Below are 17,334 nucleotides of genomic sequence, written 5' to 3'. Positions count from 1 at the left end.
ATAAATTTGGGACGGCACGCACCGTCCCAATTATTAGACAGACGGGAGTTAATCAAGCATGCCTAAGTATCGTTCTGCTACCACCACCCACGGCCGCAATATGGCGGGTGCCCGCGCACTGTGGCGCGCCACCGGGATGACCGATGATGATTTCGGTAAACCGATTATCGCTGTGGTGAACTCTTTTACCCAGTTTGTGCCGGGTCACGTCCACCTGCGCGATCTCGGTAAACTGGTTGCCGAACAAATCGAAGCCTCAGGCGGCGTGGCGAAAGAGTTCAACACCATTGCTGTGGATGATGGTATCGCCATGGGGCACGGTGGCATGCTGTATTCACTGCCGTCGCGCGAGCTGATTGCTGACTCCGTTGAGTACATGGTTAACGCCCACTGCGCCGATGCGATGGTCTGTATCTCTAACTGCGACAAAATCACCCCTGGGATGTTAATGGCCTCTTTGCGCCTGAATATTCCGGTGATCTTTGTTTCCGGCGGTCCGATGGAAGCCGGGAAAACCAAGCTCTCTGACCAAATCATCAAGCTCGACCTGGTTGATGCGATGATTCAGGGTGCTGACCCGAAAGTCTCCGACTCACAAAGCGAGCAGGTTGAACGTTCCGCCTGTCCAACCTGCGGCTCCTGCTCCGGCATGTTCACCGCCAACTCGATGAACTGCCTGACCGAAGCGCTGGGCCTGTCGCAGCCGGGTAACGGTTCGCTGTTGGCGACTCACGCCGACCGTAAAACGCTGTTCCTTAACGCGGGTAAACGCATCGTCGAGCTGACCAAACGCTATTACGAGCAGGATGATGCCTCCGCCCTGCCGCGCAACATTGCCAGTAAAGCGGCGTTTGAGAACGCCATGACGCTGGATATCGCCATGGGCGGCTCCACCAACACCGTTCTGCACCTGCTGGCGGCCGCACAGGAAGCGGAAATCGACTTCACCATGAGTGATATCGACAAGCTGTCCCGCAAAGTCCCACAGCTGTGTAAAGTGGCGCCGAGCACGCAGAAATACCATATGGAAGACGTGCACCGCGCAGGCGGCGTACTGGGTATTTTAGGCGAACTGGATCGTGCCGGACTGCTGAACCGCGACGTGAAAAACGTGCTGGGTCTGACTCTGCCGCAAACGCTTGATCGGTATGACGTGATGTTGACCAAAGACGACGCGGTGAAAAAAATGTTCCGCGCCGGACCGGCGGGCATCCGTACCACCCAGGCGTTCTCGCAGGACTGCCGTTGGGATACGCTGGATGACGACCGCGCTGAAGGCTGCATCCGCTCGCTGGAACATGCTTACAGCAAAGACGGCGGTCTTGCAGTCCTGTACGGTAACTTTGCGGAAAACGGCTGTATCGTAAAAACTGCAGGCGTGGATGACAGTATCCTGAAATTCACCGGCCCGGCAAAAGTGTATGAAAGCCAGGACGATGCGGTTGAAGCAATCCTCGGCGGTAAAGTGGTGGCTGGCGACGTGGTTGTCATTCGCTACGAAGGGCCGAAAGGCGGGCCAGGCATGCAGGAAATGCTCTACCCAACCACCTTCCTGAAATCGATGGGCCTCGGCAAGGCTTGTGCGCTGATTACCGATGGTCGTTTCTCCGGCGGTACTTCGGGGCTTTCCATCGGTCACGTTTCTCCGGAAGCCGCCAGCGGCGGTAATATCGCGATTATCGAAGATGGTGACATGATTGCCATTGATATCCCGAATCGTGGTATTCAACTGCAACTGAGTGATGCGGAAATCGCTGCGCGCCGTGAAGCGCAGGAAGCTCGCGGTGACAAAGCCTGGACGCCAAAAGATCGTCAACGTCAGGTCTCCTTTGCACTGCGCGCCTATGCCAGCCTGGCAACCAGTGCCGACAAAGGTGCGGTGCGCGATAAGTCGAAGCTCGGGGGATAATGACCATGGCGGATTCACAACCTCTATCCGGTGCTCCTGAGGGCGCTGAGTATCTCAGAGCGGTACTGCGTGCGCCGGTATACGAAGCGGCACAGGTAACGCCGCTACAGAAAATGGAAAAGCTCTCTTCGCGCCTCGATAACGTCATTCTGGTGAAGCGCGAAGACCGTCAACCCGTTCACAGCTTCAAGCTACGCGGTGCCTATGCCATGATGGCGGGCTTGACCGAAGAGCAAAAAGCGCATGGGGTCATCACCGCATCGGCGGGTAATCATGCTCAGGGTGTCGCGTTCTCTTCTGCGCGATTAGGCGTGAAGGCGCTGATTGTCATGCCAACGGCTACCGCCGATATCAAAGTCGATGCCGTTCGCGGCTTCGGCGGAGAAGTGCTGCTGCACGGCGCGAATTTTGATGAAGCCAAAGCCAAAGCGATTGAACTGTCACAGCAGCAGGGTTTTACCTGGGTTCCACCGTTTGATCATCCGATGGTGATTGCCGGGCAGGGCACGCTGGCGCTGGAGCTGCTCCAGCAGGACGCTCATCTCGATCGCGTATTCGTGCCTGTTGGTGGTGGCGGATTAGCGGCAGGTGTTGCGGTGCTGATTAAACAGCTGATGCCGCAAATCAAAGTGATTGCCGTGGAAGCGGAAGATTCGGCCTGCCTGAAAGCAGCGCTGGATGCTGGTCATCCGGTGGATCTGCCGCGTGTGGGTCTCTTTGCCGAAGGCGTAGCGGTGAAACGTATTGGCGATGAAACCTTCCGTCTGTGCCAGGAATATCTCGACGATATTATCACTGTCGATAGCGATGCTATTTGTGCGGCAATGAAAGACCTGTTCGAGGATGTACGTGCGGTGGCTGAGCCTTCCGGGGCGCTGGCGCTGGCGGGGATGAAAAAATACATCGCCCAGCACAATATTCGCGGTGAACGTCTGGCGCATGTTCTTTCCGGCGCTAACGTTAACTTCCACGGCCTGCGCTACGTTTCCGAACGTTGCGAGCTGGGCGAACAGCGTGAAGCGTTGCTGGCGGTGACGATTCCGGAAGAGAAGGGCAGCTTCCTGAAGTTCTGCCAGCTGCTGGGCGGGCGTTCGGTGACCGAGTTCAATTATCGCTTTGCTGACGCCAAAGATGCCTGCATCTTCGTGGGCGTGCGGCTGAGCCGCGGCGTTGAGGAGCGTAAGGAAATCCTTAGCCTACTCAAAGATGGCGGTTACAGCGTGGTGGATCTGTCAGACGATGAAATGGCCAAGTTGCATGTGCGCTATATGGTCGGTGGCCGTCCTTCTAAGCCGTTGCAAGAGCGCCTTTATAGCTTTGAGTTCCCGGAATCGCCGGGCGCGCTGCTGAAGTTCCTCTACACCCTGGGAACGCACTGGAATATCTCGCTATTCCACTACCGTAGCCACGGTACCGACTACGGCCGTGTACTGGCGGCGTTTGAGCTGGGCGATAACGAACCGGACTTCGAAACCCGGCTCAATGAACTGGGCTATGAGTGCCACGACGAGACCCATAACCCGGCGTTCAGGTTCTTCCTGGCGGGTTAACAACAGCCATTAAAAAAGGGTTCATGTAAAAACATGAACCCTTTTTGCTACTGTATCAGCAGATTACAGCGTGATAACGTCGAATTCGACTTCGGTATTCACGTCAGCGTCGTAGTCCACGCCGTCGAGGCCAAAACCGAACAGGTTCAGGAATTCTTGCTTGTAGCCTGCATAATCGGTTTCTTGCGCCAGGTTTTCGGTGGTGATCAGCGGCCACAGGTCGCGACATGCCTGCTGAATGTCATCACGCAGTTCCCAGTCATCCATACGGATACGCTGGTTGTCATCAAGCGCCACTTTGTCACCGTACAGGCTGGTGGTCATCAGACGGTTGATTTGCTCGATACAACCTTCATGAATCCCCTGTGCTTTCATCAGCTTGAAGACCATGGAGATGTACAGCGGCATCACTGGAATGGCGGAAGACGCCTGGGTGATTACGGATTTCAGTACGGCAACGTTCGCAGAGCCGTGCAGCGGAGCCAGCTGGTTACGCAGTTCGCCCGCGGCGCGATCGAGATCTTCTTTCGCTTTGCCCAGCGCGCCGTGCCAGTAGATTGGCCAGGTCAGGTCGGTACCGATGTAGGAGTAGGCTACGGTTTTCACGCCGTCAGCCAGCACGCCAGCTTCGTTCAGCGCGCCCATCCACAGTTCCCAGTCTTCGCCGCCCATGACGGTGACGGTGTTCTGCACTTCTTCTTCGGTTGCCGGCTCAATGCTGGCGGTGATGATCTGATCTTTGTTGGTATCGATCGCTTTAGAGGTGTAAACCTCACCGATTGGCTTCAGCGCAGAACGGACGATTTCACCGGTTTTCGGCATTTTACGCACTGGGGAAGCCAGTGAGTAAACCACCAGGTCAATCTGACCCAGGTCTTCTTTTATCAGTTTGATCACTTCATCACGGCATTCGTCAGAGAACGCATCGCCGTTGATGCTTTTGGAGTACAGACCTTCACGCTTAGCTGCTTCATCGAAAGCGGCAGAGTTATACCAGCCTGCGGAACCCGGTTTGGTATCCGTGCCCGGTTTTTCGAAAAATACGCCGATAGTGGCGGCTCCGCTGCCAAAGGCGGCAGAAATTCTGGAAGCCAGACCGTAACCGGTGGAAGCACCGATCACCAGCACGCGGGACGGGCCGTTCTCGATTTTCCCGTTCTGCTTAACATACTCGATCTGCTTTTCCACGTTGACTTTGCAGCCAGTCGGATGGGTCGTTGTACAGATGAATCCACGAATTTTTGGTTTGATTATCATAATGATGGCTAATTAAGTTTGTATTTTCGCTGTCAAGTGCGCAATGACACCGTCTGTTCTGGCCTGCTTAACGCGATGGTTAACAAGCCCCCCACTACAATGGATCACGACATTATACAGAAAAGGAGCGCCAATACTGAATCTACCACTGATTTTAGGCCTGACGCTGGAGCTAGTCGGCAGATTTACGTTCCAGAACAATCTTCCAGAACGCGTCGATCAGCGGTTCATGCAGCCGCTTTTTCGGCGCGCAGACGCCCAGTTCGAACGGCGTTTTCTCGTCGCTGCGTTCTAAAATCATCACGCGGTTACGTACCGGCTCCGGGCTGTTTTCCAGCACCACTTCCGGCAGCAGCGCCACGCCGCAGCCCAGCGCCACCATTGAGACCATCGCTTCATGACCGCCTACCGTAGCGTAAATCGATGGGTTGCTGATTTTGTGACGGCGGAACCACAGCTCAATGCGGCGGCGGACCGGCCCCTGGTCGGCCATGATAAACGGCACCGTCGACCAGTCGGGTTTCTCGACGGAAACCTGATTACGCACCGGGCAGGGCAGCGCCGGGGCGATCAGCACCACCGTCAGATTCTCCAGCATCGAGAAAGCTACCGCGCCGGGTAGTGTCTCGGGCTTACCGGCAATCGCCAGATCGGCTTCACCAGTGACCACTTTGTCCATCGCATCGGCGGCGTCGCCGGTGGTGAGCTTAATTTCCACCGATGGATGCTCGGCGCGGAAACGATCGAGAATGGGTGGCAGATGGCTGTATGCCGCAGTTACCGAACAGAAAATATGCAGTTCGCCTGACAGCGACGGCCCTTGTTGATCGAGGGTGTGGCGCAGTTGCTGGTATTGCAGCAGCGTCTGTTGGGCGAATACGCGCAGCTCTTCGCCCGCTTCGGTCAGCGTGACCGTGCGGTTATCGCGCACAAACAGCGGCTGGCCGAGATCTTCTTCCAGGCGCTGAATCTGGCGCGAAAGCGTGGAGGGGCTGACGTGCATTGCCCGTGCGCTGCGGCCAAAGTGGCGACTTTCAGCCAAATGCAGGAACATTTTCAGATCGCGTAAATCCACAGACGAGCCTCCGATTTTCTACGTTGCATAAATTGCAATGTGACGTTGTGAATATATCAATTTCCGCAATAAATTTCCTGTTGTAATGTGGATTCAATCTCGCAAATACAAATCTGCGAACCGAATAATAAGCACCACAACACAACATCACGGAGTACACCATCATGGCTAACTACTTTAATACACTGAACCTGCGCCAGCAGCTGGCACAGCTGGGTAAATGTCGCTTTATGGGCCGCGACGAATTCGCCGATGGTGCGAGCTACCTTCAGGGTAAAAAAGTGGTCATCGTCGGCTGTGGCGCTCAGGGTCTGAACCAGGGCCTGAACATGCGTGACTCCGGTCTGGATATCTCCTACGCACTGCGTAAAGAAGCCATTGCTGAGAAGCGTGCTTCCTGGCGTAAAGCGACCGAAAACGGCTTCAAAGTGGGTACCTACGAAGAGCTGATCCCGCAGGCGGACCTGGTCGTTAACCTGACCCCGGACAAACAGCACTCCGACGTGGTGCGCTCCGTACAGCCGCTGATGAAAGATGGCGCGGCGCTGGGCTACTCCCACGGCTTCAACATCGTCGAAGTGGGCGAGCAGATCCGTAAAGACATCACCGTTGTGATGGTGGCACCGAAGTGCCCGGGTACTGAAGTTCGTGAAGAGTACAAACGTGGCTTCGGTGTACCGACCCTGATCGCCGTTCACCCGGAAAACGATCCGAAAGGAGAAGGCATGGCGATTGCTAAAGCCTGGGCTGCGGCCACCGGTGGTCACCGTGCGGGCGTGCTGGAGTCCTCCTTCGTTGCGGAAGTGAAATCTGATCTGATGGGTGAGCAGACTATCCTGTGCGGTATGCTGCAGGCAGGTTCTCTGCTGTGCTTCGATAAGCTGGTGGAAGAAGGTACTGACCCGGCATATGCTGAAAAACTGATTCAGTTCGGCTGGGAAACCATCACCGAAGCGCTGAAGCAGGGCGGCATCACCCTGATGATGGACCGTCTGTCTAACCCGGCGAAACTGCGTGCTTATGCGCTGTCCGAACAGCTGAAAGAGATTATGGCGCCGCTGTTCCAGAAACACATGGACGACATCATTTCCGGCGAATTCTCTTCCGGCATGATGGCTGACTGGGCTAACGACGATAAGAAACTGCTGACCTGGCGTGAAGAGACCGGTAAAACCGCGTTCGAAACCGCTCCGCAGTTTGAAGGTAAAATCGGTGAGCAGGAGTACTTCGATAAAGGCGTTCTGATGATTGCGATGGTGAAAGCGGGCGTTGAACTGGCGTTCGAAACCATGGTTGATTCCGGCATCATCGAAGAATCTGCGTACTACGAATCACTGCACGAGCTGCCGCTGATCGCGAATACCATCGCCCGTAAGCGTCTGTACGAAATGAACGTGGTTATCTCCGATACCGCAGAATACGGCAACTACCTGTTCTCTTACGCTTGCGTACCGCTGCTGAAAGAGTTCATGACCACCCTGCAGACCGGCGACCTGGGCAAAGCGATTGCCGAAGGTGCGGTAGACAACGCGCAGCTGCGCGACGTGAACGAAGCAATCCGTAGCCACGCTATCGAGCAGGTTGGTAAGAAACTGCGCGGTTACATGACCGATATGAAACGCATTGCCGTTGCTGGCTAAATAGGATGTCGGGTGGCGCTTGCGCTTACCCGACCTACGCACAGCAGATGTAAGCCGGATAAGGCGTAGCCGCCATCCGGCAAAAAAATCCCGGTGCCTGAACGCTCCGGGATTTTTTATTAGTTACGGTACAGTACTTTAATGATGTGGTAACCAAACTGAGTGTGCAGCGGGCCGGTTGGCTCCAGCACTGGGCAGGAAAAGACCACTTTGTCGAACGCCGGAACCATCTGGCCCTGACGGAATTCACCTAAATCACCGCCGCGTTTGCCTGATGGGCAGATAGAGTGTTTCTTCGCCAGTTTGCCGAAGTCTGCGCCGTTTTTAATCTGTTCCAGAAGATCCAGTGCCAGTTTCTCTTCTTTAACAAGGATATGCACTGCTGCTGCTGTTTTTGCCATGATCGTGCCTTGAGTGGGGTGGTTAAGGCTGGCTATACTACCACGCTGTTATTCTCCCCTCCCGACTTTCATGAGTGACCCTTTATGCGTTTGAACCCCGGACAACAACAAGCCGTCGAATTCGTCACCGGACCTTGCCTGGTGCTGGCGGGAGCGGGTTCCGGCAAGACGCGTGTTATCACCAACAAAATCGCCCATCTGATCCGTGAATGTGGTTATCAGGCACGCCATATTGCAGCCGTGACCTTTACCAATAAGGCTGCGCGCGAGATGAAAGAGCGCGTGGCGCAAACGCTGGGTCGTAAAGAGGCGCGTGGGTTGATGATCTCCACCTTCCACACCCTGGGACTGGATATCATTAAGCGTGAATATGCGGCGCTGGGGATGAAGTCTAACTTCTCGTTGTTTGACGATACTGACCAGGTGGCCTTGCTCAAGGAACTGACCGAAGGGCTAATCGAAGACGATAAGCTTATCCTCCAGCAGTTGATCTCGACGATCTCCAACTGGAAAAACGATCTGATGACTCCGGCACAGGCGGCAGCCAGCGCCAAGGGCGAGCGCGATCGTATTTTTGCCCACTGCTATGGTCTGTATGACGCGCATATGAAGGCGTGTAACGTCCTCGATTTTGACGATCTGATCCTGCTTCCCACGCTGCTGCTACAGCGCAATGAAGAAGTGCGTGAGTGCTGGCAAAACAGAATCCGCTACCTGCTGGTGGATGAATATCAGGATACCAACACCAGCCAGTACGAGCTGGTGAAGTTGCTGGTAGGTAAACGCGCGCGCTTTACCGTCGTGGGCGATGACGATCAGTCGATCTACTCCTGGCGCGGCGCCCGTCCACAGAACCTGGTACTGTTAAGCAAAGATTTTCCGGCTTTGCAGGTGGTGAAGCTGGAGCAAAACTACCGTTCATCAGGTCGCATCCTGAAGGCGGCGAACATCCTTATTGCGAACAATCCACACGTCTTTGAAAAGCGACTCTTTTCCGAGTTGGGTTACGGTGCTGAACTGAAGGTACTGAGTGCCAATAATGAAGAGCACGAAGCGGAACGCGTGACCGGGGAATTAATTGCCCATCATTTTGTGAACAAGACGCAGTATAAAGACTACGCCATCCTGTATCGCGGTAATCATCAGTCGCGCGTGTTCGAAAAGTTTCTAATGCAGAACCGTATCCCGTACAAAATTTCCGGCGGAACGTCGTTCTTCTCGCGTCCGGAGATTAAAGATCTGCTGGCTTATCTGCGCGTGCTGAGCAACCCGGATGACGATAGCGCATTTTTGCGGATCGTAAACACGCCAAAACGTGAAATCGGCCCGGCCACGCTGCAAAAGTTGGGGGAATGGGCGATGACACGTAATAAAAGCCTGTTTACCGCCAGCTTTGATATGGGGCTTAGCCAGACACTAACCGGGCGCGGGTATGATTCTCTGACTCGCTTTACGCACTGGCTGGGGGAAATTCAGCGTCTGGCGGAGCGTGAGCCGGTTGCCGCTGTGCGCGATCTTATCCACGGTATTGATTACGAATCCTGGCTGTATGAAACCTCGCCGAGTCCGAAAGCGGCTGAAATGCGTATGAAAAACGTCAATACGCTGTTCAGTTGGATGACGGAGATGCTGGAAGGCAGTGAGCTGGAAGAGCCAATGACCCTGACCCAGGTTGTTACCCGCTTTACCCTACGCGACATGATGGAACGTGGAGAGAGTGAAGAAGAGCTGGATCAGGTGCAATTAATGACACTGCATGCCTCAAAAGGGCTGGAGTTCCCATACGTGTTTATGGTGGGAATGGAAGAAGGATTTTTGCCGCACCAGAGCAGTATCGATGAAGACAATATCGACGAAGAACGTCGTCTGGCTTATGTAGGGATTACGCGTGCACAAAAAGAGCTCATCTTCACGCTATGTAAAGAGCGTCGTCAGTATGGTGAGCTGGTGCGTCCGGAACCGAGTCGTTTCCTTCTGGAGCTGCCACAGGATGACGTTATCTGGGAGCAAGAGCGAAAAGTGGTGAGCGCAGAGGAGCGGATGCAAAAAGGGCAGGCCAGCATCGCTAATATTCGGGCAATGATGGCGAAAGCTAAAGCGAAGTAGGTATTTTATGGGCCGGATATGTGTAAGCACTATCCGGCAACCAACATCTAATGAACGTCCAGCGGCCAGTGGACATAGCTTTGCCACTGGCTTTCCTGATCGATTAACTCTTTACCCAGCGGATGATGTTCCAGCCAGCCTTCTGGTAGAGTGACCGTCAGGTGCTCGTTTCTTGCATCCAATTGAATTTCCGGCACAAGATCGTCACGGCGACGACTGGCGAAGATGATCGCCAGGCGTAGCAAACGACAAAGATGCTCCGCGATGCGCGGCGGCACTGCGTTTTGCTGGTGGAGCGAAGAGAGATCGACGGGATTGGTCTGGTTGAGTAACAGCGTCGCTAGCAGTTTCTTTTGCGCAGGGGTAAAACCCGGGAGATCGAGATTGCGCACCAGATAAGCGGCATGCTGTGGTGCCTGTTTAAAATCAACGCTTAGGCCAATTTCATGCAGCTGACAGGCACTAATCAGTAATTCGCGGCTAATCGGTTCAAGATGCCACTTTTTTTCTACCTGATCGAGAAATTTAGTCGCCAAATTGGCAACGCGATGTGCTTGCTCTGTATCGACCATAAAGCGACGCTGGATATTGCGTAATGTGCGGCTACGAATATCCTGATCCACCGCCAGATGCAGCATACCGTAGACCAGACCTTCACGTAATGCGCCGCCGGCCAGGGTCATGCATTGAATGTTCAGTTCGGTGAAAATAGCAATCAAAATGGCCAGCCCGCTGGGGAAAACCAGCGCACGTTCCAGCGTTAACCCTTCGATCTCTAGCTCTTCCAGACGACCGCAGTGAATGGCGCGCTGCTTAAGCTGCTGAAGTTTGGCCAGCGTAATGCGCTCATCCATGCCCTGCGCCATCATGATTTCCTGCAACGCCTGGACGGTGCCAGAGGCACCAACGCAAACTTTCCAGCCATGAAAACGCAGTTTGTCGGCGACCGGGCGCAGAACTTCGCGAGCCGCTTTCTCGGCCTCGTCAAAGTTTTCCTGTGCCAGATTACGATCGGTAAAATAGCGTTCGAGCCAGGTGACGCAGCCCATTGACAGGCTGAACAGGGAAGTGGTTTGCGCGCCAGAACCGGTAACCAACTCTGTGCTGGCCCCGCCAATGTCGACGACCAGACGCTGATCTGCGCCGCCGGTAGTGTGGGCCACACCTTGATAAATCAGGCGCGCTTCTTCTTCACCGCTAATCACCTGGACAGGGCAGCCGAGGATCTCTTGCGCTTTAGCAATAAACACATCGGCATTTACGGCGATGCGTAATGTTGCCGTGGCGACCACGCGGATTTGTGGATGCGGAATATCCTGCAGACGTTCTGCAAACAGGCGCAAACATTGCCAGCCGCGCTCCATCGCTTCAACAGAGAGCTCGTTGTCACCGTTGAGTCCAGCAGCCAGACGCACTTTGCGTTTGATACGAGTGAGCGTCTGGATGCTTCCTGCCACCTCACGTACAACCAGCATATGAAAACTATTTGATCCGAGATCGATTGCCGCATACAGCGAAGTAGAATTCATACACTTCATCCTTCAACCTGTATCTGTGTTGGCTGCGTTCTCTCACCCGAATCACTTACTAAAGTAGGTTCATCAGGATTCGTTTTCTTGCCGCCTTGATACAGGCTGAATGATTTTGTGTATGGCATAACTTTTCTTAACCTGAACGACGACGATTACGCGGAGCACCACCGGTACGGCGTGGGCCATTGCCTGTGCGCGGGCGCGTTAAGCGCAAAGGCTTCGGCAGATCGGTCATCAGCGCATCCGGGTTATATTTGCTGACCGGAATCGAGTGGCCGATATAGGTCTCAATTGCGGGTAAATTCAGCGCGTACTCTTCACAAGCGAGGCTGATAGAGTGACCGCTTGCACCAGCACGACCGGTACGACCAATACGGTGAACGTAATCTTCACAGTCATCCGGCAGGTCATAGTTAAATACGTGCGTTACGGCTGGGATATGCAGACCACGTGCAGCAACATCCGTCGCAACGAGAATGTCGATATCGCCACGGGTGAATTCATCGAGGATTCGCAGACGTTTTTTCTGCGCCACGTCACCGGTCAGCAGACCGACACGATGGCCGTCTGCAGCAAGGCTGCCCCAGATATCTTCACAACGATGCTTGGTGTTAGCAAAAACAATGGCGCGATCTGGCCACTCTTCTTCAATCAGCGTTTGCAGTAAACGCATTTTCTCTTCGTTGGAGGGGTAGAAGAGCTCTTCTTTAATGCGATGGCCAGTTTTCTGTTCCGGTTCGACTTCAACGTACTCAGCGTTATTCATTTGTTCGAACGCCAGTTCGCGAACGCGGTAAGAGAGGGTTGCAGAAAACAGCATATTCAGACGTTGGGTGGTTGGCGGCATACGACGGAACAGCCAACGGATATCTTTAATAAAGCCCAGATCGTACATACGATCGGCTTCATCCAGCACCACGACCTGAATCGCGCCCAGATTAATGTGGTTCTGTTTTGCATAGTCGATGAGACGACCGGTCGTGCCGATAAGAATATCGACGCCGCTTTCCAGCACTTTCAGCTGCTTATCGTAACCGTCGCCGCCATACGCCAGGCCTAATTTCAGACCAGTGGTCTGTGCCAGCGGCTCGGCATCGGCGTGGATCTGCACGGCTAACTCACGCGTTGGCGCCATAATTAACGCACGCGGTTGGTTCACCTTGCGATCGGCAATCGCGGGATGAGAGAGAAGATAATGAAACGTTGACGTCAGGAACGCCATCGTTTTTCCGGTACCGGTTTGCGCCTGCCCGGCAACATCACGACCAGCCAGCGTTAGCGGCAGCGCGAGGGCCTGAATGGGCGTACAGTTATGAAAGCCTTTTTTTTCAAGGGCTTCTATCACCTTTGGGTGCAGGGCGAAGTCGGAAAACTTCTGTTCTGTTAAATGTGTTTTGCTCATAGTGTGGTAGAATATCAGCTTACTATTGCTTTACGAAAGCGTATCCGGTGAAATAAAGTCAACCTTTAGTTGGTTAATGCTACATCAACACGTCGTTGATTAATGCTACACCAATGCACCAGGCTTATTCCTGTGGAGTTATTATGAGCGATAAAATTATTCACCTGACTGACGACAGTTTTGACACGGATGTACTCAAAGCGGACGGAGCAATCCTCGTTGATTTCTGGGCAGAGTGGTGCGGTCCGTGCAAAATGATCGCTCCGATTCTGGATGAAATCGCTGACGAATATCAGGGCAAACTGACGGTTGCTAAATTGAACATTGACCAAAACCCAGGCACCGCGCCGAAGTATGGTATCCGTGGCATCCCGACCCTGTTGCTGTTTAAAAACGGCGAAGTTGCGGCGACAAAAGTCGGCGCGCTGTCCAAAGGTCAGTTGAAAGAATTCCTCGACGCTAATTTAGCGTAAGGAAGTCTCATGATCGGGCGACCATACTTCGAAATGATTCGGATGACTGGACGCCCGACTTGAGTCGTGCTAAGTTAGTGTTGACTTCGTATTAAACATACCTTATTAAGTTTGAATCTAGTTATATCCAATACTTCCCGTTGTTTCTCGCGCGAGAAGTGGACAGATTCCTGGCTTGTCACTCAATCCGTCTTGTCGTTTCAGTTCTGCGTACTTTCCTGTGACCAGACAGCGAACAGACATGAGTTGATGGCCGTAAACAGGCATGGATGACCCTGCCATACCATTCACAACATTAAGTTCGAGATTTACCCCAAGTTTAAGAACTCACACCATTATGAATCTTACCGAATTAAAGAATACGCCGGTTTCTGAGCTGATCACTCTCGGCGAAAATATGGGCCTTGAAAACCTGGCTCGTATGCGCAAGCAGGACATTATTTTTGCCATCCTGAAGCAGCACGCAAAGAGTGGCGAAGATATCTTTGGTGACGGTGTGCTGGAGATATTGCAGGATGGATTTGGTTTCCTCCGCTCTGCAGACAGCTCCTACCTCGCCGGTCCTGATGACATCTACGTTTCTCCCAGCCAAATCCGCCGTTTCAACCTCCGCACTGGTGATACCATTTCTGGTAAGATTCGCCCGCCGAAAGAAGGTGAACGCTACTTTGCGCTGTTGAAAGTTAACGAAGTTAACTACGACAAACCAGAAAACGCCCGTAACAAAATCCTCTTTGAGAACTTAACGCCGCTGCACGCAAACTCTCGTCTGCGTATGGAACGTGGTAACGGTTCTACTGAAGATTTAACGGCGCGTGTACTGGATCTGGCATCGCCGATCGGTCGTGGCCAACGTGGTCTGATTGTTGCTCCGCCGAAAGCGGGTAAAACCATGCTGCTGCAGAACATCGCGCAGAGCATTGCATACAATCATCCTGACTGCGTGTTGATGGTGCTGCTGATTGACGAACGTCCGGAAGAAGTTACCGAGATGCAGCGTCTGGTGAAAGGTGAAGTGGTTGCGTCTACCTTTGACGAACCAGCCTCCCGCCACGTTCAGGTTGCGGAAATGGTTATCGAGAAGGCGAAACGTCTGGTTGAACACAAGAAAGACGTTATCATTCTGCTTGACTCCATCACCCGTCTGGCACGTGCATATAACACCGTGGTTCCTGCTTCCGGTAAAGTACTGACCGGTGGTGTGGACGCCAACGCCCTGCATCGTCCGAAGCGTTTCTTTGGTGCTGCACGTAACGTGGAAGAGGGCGGTAGCCTGACCATCATCGCGACTGCGCTGATTGATACCGGCTCTAAAATGGATGAAGTTATCTATGAAGAGTTTAAAGGTACCGGCAACATGGAACTGCACCTCTCTCGTAAGATTGCTGAAAAACGCGTCTTCCCGGCTATCGACTACAACCGTTCCGGTACCCGTAAAGAAGAGTTGCTCACCACCCAGGAAGAGCTGCAGAAAATGTGGATCCTGCGTAAAATCATCCATCCGATGGGTGAAATCGACGCCATGGAGTTCCTCATTAACAAGCTGGCGATGACCAAGACCAATGACGACTTCTTCGATATGATGAAGCGTTCCTGATTCGGGCATCATCTGAAAACGCCACGTTTTTACGTGGCGTTTTGCTTTTACGATTCATCCTAATGTTTGGTCAGATAAAATTGTCATTATTATCGGCGTCATGGATTGTCACAATGTGCGGCATGACCGACAAGAGGTAGGAAGTGTAATGTTTTAGCTGCTCTCTTCAAGGGGGCGTCTTAACGCATTATACTTTAAGGAAATGATATATGCTGAGAACACATACACTGTGAATCTACTCGCTGCTTTCTCTGAGCTAGTTAGTATTTTTTTATTCACAACCATTTTTATTTTTTTGGCACGAAAAGTAGCCATAAAAATAGGTTTAGTGGATAAGCCAAACTTCCGCAAACGTCACCAAGGGATTATTCCGTTAGTGGGCGGGATTTCTGTGTTTGCCGGAATCAATTTCATGTTTGGCCTTTCGGATTATTACATTCCCCATGCCTCTTTATACCTCTTCTGTGCAGGTGTGCTGGTGTTTGTTGGCGCGCTTGACGATCGTTTTGACATCAGCGTAAAAATACGAGCAGTCGTTCAGGCGGCGATTGCTATTGTGATGATGGTAAAAGGTGAGCTTTATCTAAGTAGCCTGGGATATATTTTTGGCCCGTGGGAGTTGTTGTTGGGTCCCTTTGGTTATTTTCTCACCCTTTTTGCCGTCTGGGCGGCGATTAACGCCTTTAATATGGTTGATGGCATTGATGGCTTGTTAGGCGGGCTATCCAGCGTCTCATTCGCAGCGATGGGGTTTATCCTGTGGTTCGATGGCCAGACAAGCCTGGCAATCTGGTGTTTTGCCATGATCGCCGCCATTCTGCCTTACATCCTACTGAACCTGGGGATTCTCGGACGCCGCTATAAAGTCTTTATGGGCGATGCGGGGAGTACGCTGATTGGCTTTACGGTAATCTGGATCCTGCTGGAGACCACTCAAGGTAAAACGCATCCTATTAGCCCGGTCACGGCTCTGTGGATTATCGCCATTCCGTTAATGGATATGGTGGCGATCATGTATCGTCGTTTACGTAAAGGCATGAGTCCTTTCTCTGCAGATCGCCAGCATATTCATCATTTAGTGATGCGCGCCGGGTTTACTTCCAGACAGGCATTTGTTCTGATCACGTTGGCTGCAGCGATTCTGGCCTCTATCGGTGCACTGGCTGAATATTTTCGTTTAGTCCCTGAATGGGCCATGTTGGTGCTCTTTTTACTGGCATTCGGTCTTTACGGTTACTGTATTAAGCGAGCATGGAAGGTGGCGAGATTTATTAAGCGAGTTAAGCGCAGACTACGAAGGCACCGCGAAGGCAAACCAAACTTAACCAAGTAAATTGAGGATGCGATGACACAACCATTACCGGGGGAACACGCCGTGAGCGCAGAAAATGAACTGGATATCCGTGGGTTGTTTCGTGCCTTATGGGCAGGGAAAGTGTGGATTGTCGGTATGGCTCTCGCCTTCGCGTTAGTCGCTCTCGCCTATACGTTCTTTGCTCGTCAGGAGTGGAGTGCGACGGCGATTTCAGACAGGCCCACGGTCAATATGTTGGGCGGTTATTACTCTCAGCAGCAATTCTTGCGTAACCTGGACATCAAGGCCAGTCTTGCATCAGCGGATCAACCGTCAGTGATGGATGAAGCCTATAAAGAATTTATTATGCAGCTTGCCTCATGGGATACGCGCCGTGAATTCTGGCAGCAGACTGATTACTACAAGCAACGTATGGTGGGTAACAGCAAAGCCGATGCGGCGATGCTGGATGAACTGATCAATAACATTCAGTTTATGCCTGGCGATGCGGTTCGTAATACCAATGACAGCGTGAAGCTGATTGCCGAGACGGCACCCGATGCCAACAATCTGTTGCGTCAGTATGTTGCGTTTGCCAGTCAGCGTGCTGCGCGTCATCTGAACGACGAGTTAAAGGGAGCCTGGGCTGCGCGCACCGTGCAGATGAAGGCACAGGTAAAACGCCAGGAAGAAGTGGCGAAATCGATTTTCTCTCGCCGAGTCCACAACATTGAGCAGGCACTCAAAATTGCTGAACAGCATAATATTTCGCGTACTTCCACTGACGTTCCGGCTGAAGAATTACCTGATTCAGAACTGTTTTTGCTTGGACGCCCTATGCTGCAGGCGCGACTCGAAAACCTGCAATCTGTTGGTCCCGATTTCGATCTGGACTACTTCCAAAACCGAGCCATGCTTAACACACTGAACGTTGGGCCAACTCTGGATCCGCGTTTTCAGACCTATCGTTATTTGCGTACGCCGGAGGAACCGGTAAAACGTGACAGCCCTCGTCGTGCCTTCCTGATGATTATGTGGGGCATCGTTGGGGCTCTGATCGGTGCTGGTGTCGCGTTAACCCGTCGCCGCACGATTTAG

The 17,334-nt window shown here is 52.9% G+C and carries 14 protein-coding genes; 9 read left to right on the top strand and 5 right to left on the bottom strand.

Features of this window, described 5'->3' with window-relative positions; genetic code table 11:
* Nucleotides 1–58 precede the first annotated feature (58 nt).
* Nucleotides 59–1,909 (top strand): dihydroxy-acid dehydratase, encoded by a 1,851-nt coding sequence (gene ilvD, locus SK39_RS11355; protein ID WP_003844609.1) that lies wholly within the window; start codon nt 59–61, stop codon nt 1,907–1,909.
* Between the two features lie 5 nt (nt 1,910–1,914).
* Nucleotides 1,915–3,459 (top strand): threonine ammonia-lyase, biosynthetic, encoded by a 1,545-nt coding sequence (gene ilvA, locus SK39_RS11350; RefSeq protein WP_003844611.1) that lies wholly within the window; start codon nt 1,915–1,917, stop codon nt 3,457–3,459.
* 63 nt (nt 3,460–3,522) lie between these two features.
* Here the strand turns inward: ilvA and fabV are convergent, their stop codons facing one another.
* Both fabV and ilvY read right to left on the bottom strand, forming a co-directional pair.
* Complete coding sequence (gene fabV / locus SK39_RS11345) at nt 3,523–4,716, bottom strand: enoyl-ACP reductase FabV (protein ID WP_048217011.1); 1,194 nt, start codon at nt 4,714–4,716, stop codon at nt 3,523–3,525.
* A gap of 172 nt (nt 4,717–4,888) precedes the next feature.
* Nucleotides 4,889–5,791, bottom strand: a complete 903-nt coding sequence (gene ilvY / locus SK39_RS11340) for an HTH-type transcriptional activator IlvY (protein ID WP_003018003.1) — start codon at nt 5,789–5,791, stop codon at nt 4,889–4,891.
* A gap of 164 nt (nt 5,792–5,955) precedes the next feature.
* On the opposite strand from ilvY, the gene ilvC reads away from it, so the two are divergent.
* Nucleotides 5,956–7,431 (top strand): ketol-acid reductoisomerase, encoded by a 1,476-nt coding sequence (ilvC, locus tag SK39_RS11335; RefSeq protein WP_003018001.1) that lies wholly within the window; start codon nt 5,956–5,958, stop codon nt 7,429–7,431.
* 119 nt (nt 7,432–7,550) lie between these two features.
* On the opposite strand, the gene ppiC is transcribed toward ilvC, so the two are convergent.
* Nucleotides 7,551–7,832: a peptidylprolyl isomerase PpiC gene (ppiC, locus tag SK39_RS11330; RefSeq protein WP_003017999.1), complete on the bottom strand. Its 282-nt coding sequence runs from the start codon at nt 7,830–7,832 to the stop codon at nt 7,551–7,553.
* 84 nt (nt 7,833–7,916) lie between these two features.
* Between ppiC and rep the strand changes: the two genes are divergently transcribed.
* Nucleotides 7,917–9,938: a DNA helicase Rep gene (gene rep, locus SK39_RS11325; protein ID WP_048217010.1), complete on the top strand. Its 2,022-nt coding sequence runs from the start codon at nt 7,917–7,919 to the stop codon at nt 9,936–9,938.
* Between the two features lie 47 nt (nt 9,939–9,985).
* On the opposite strand, the gene gppA is transcribed toward rep, so the two are convergent.
* Nucleotides 9,986–11,467 (bottom strand): guanosine-5'-triphosphate,3'-diphosphate diphosphatase, encoded by a 1,482-nt coding sequence (gppA, locus tag SK39_RS11320; protein WP_003017996.1) that lies wholly within the window; start codon nt 11,465–11,467, stop codon nt 9,986–9,988.
* Nucleotides 11,468–11,603: 136 nt separating this feature from the next.
* Nucleotides 11,604–12,872, bottom strand: a complete 1,269-nt coding sequence (gene rhlB, locus SK39_RS11315; RefSeq protein ID WP_048217009.1) for an ATP-dependent RNA helicase RhlB — start codon at nt 12,870–12,872, stop codon at nt 11,604–11,606.
* A 143-nt stretch (nt 12,873–13,015) separates the two neighbouring features.
* Here rhlB and trxA point away from each other — a divergent pair, with 143 nt between their 5' ends.
* The 5 genes from trxA to wzzE all read left to right on the top strand — a co-directional run bounded on the left by trxA (nt 13,016) and on the right by wzzE (nt 17,334).
* A complete protein-coding gene (gene trxA / locus SK39_RS11310; RefSeq protein WP_001280776.1) occupies nt 13,016–13,345 on the top strand; it encodes a thioredoxin TrxA in 330 nt (109 codons plus the stop codon).
* 130 nt (nt 13,346–13,475) lie between these two features.
* A complete protein-coding gene (locus SK39_RS25795; protein ID WP_049259789.1) occupies nt 13,476–13,595 on the top strand; it encodes a rho operon leader peptide in 120 nt (39 codons plus the stop codon).
* 87 nt (nt 13,596–13,682) lie between these two features.
* On the top strand, nt 13,683–14,942 hold the full coding sequence (rho, locus tag SK39_RS11305) for a transcription termination factor Rho (protein ID WP_002437993.1): 1,260 nt from the start codon (nt 13,683–13,685) through the stop codon (nt 14,940–14,942).
* Nucleotides 14,943–15,144: 202 nt separating this feature from the next.
* Nucleotides 15,145–16,275 (top strand): UDP-N-acetylglucosamine--undecaprenyl-phosphate N-acetylglucosaminephosphotransferase, encoded by a 1,131-nt coding sequence (wecA, locus tag SK39_RS11300; RefSeq protein WP_176602770.1) that lies wholly within the window; start codon nt 15,145–15,147, stop codon nt 16,273–16,275.
* Between the two features lie 12 nt (nt 16,276–16,287).
* On the top strand, nt 16,288–17,334 hold the full coding sequence (gene wzzE / locus SK39_RS11295) for an ECA polysaccharide chain length modulation protein (RefSeq protein WP_003844617.1): 1,047 nt from the start codon (nt 16,288–16,290) through the stop codon (nt 17,332–17,334).

This window comes from Citrobacter sp. BIDMC107, from assembly GCF_001037575.1.
GTDB lineage: Bacteria > Pseudomonadota > Gammaproteobacteria > Enterobacterales > Enterobacteriaceae > Citrobacter > Citrobacter freundii.
Note: the sequence above shows the minus strand (reverse complement) of the source record. Positions and strands in the feature narration are given on the sequence as shown.

Coding starts and splice junctions, on each gene's coding strand:
- ppiC (WP_003017999.1), bottom strand. CDS start 7,832: ATGGCAAAAACAGCAGCAGCAGTGCATATCCTTGTTAAAGAAGAGAAA.
- ilvD (WP_003844609.1), top strand. CDS start 59: ATGCCTAAGTATCGTTCTGCTACCACCACCCACGGCCGCAATATGGCG.
- wzzE (WP_003844617.1), top strand. CDS start 16,288: ATGACACAACCATTACCGGGGGAACACGCCGTGAGCGCAGAAAATGAA.
- rep (WP_048217010.1), top strand. CDS start 7,917: ATGCGTTTGAACCCCGGACAACAACAAGCCGTCGAATTCGTCACCGGA.
- fabV (WP_048217011.1), bottom strand. CDS start 4,716: ATGATAATCAAACCAAAAATTCGTGGATTCATCTGTACAACGACCCAT.
- rhlB (WP_048217009.1), bottom strand. CDS start 12,872: ATGAGCAAAACACATTTAACAGAACAGAAGTTTTCCGACTTCGCCCTG.
- rho (WP_002437993.1), top strand. CDS start 13,683: ATGAATCTTACCGAATTAAAGAATACGCCGGTTTCTGAGCTGATCACT.
- gppA (WP_003017996.1), bottom strand. CDS start 11,467: ATGAATTCTACTTCGCTGTATGCGGCAATCGATCTCGGATCAAATAGT.
- ilvC (WP_003018001.1), top strand. CDS start 5,956: ATGGCTAACTACTTTAATACACTGAACCTGCGCCAGCAGCTGGCACAG.
- wecA (WP_176602770.1), top strand. CDS start 15,145: ATGATATATGCTGAGAACACATACACTGTGAATCTACTCGCTGCTTTC.
- trxA (WP_001280776.1), top strand. CDS start 13,016: ATGAGCGATAAAATTATTCACCTGACTGACGACAGTTTTGACACGGAT.
- ilvA (WP_003844611.1), top strand. CDS start 1,915: ATGGCGGATTCACAACCTCTATCCGGTGCTCCTGAGGGCGCTGAGTAT.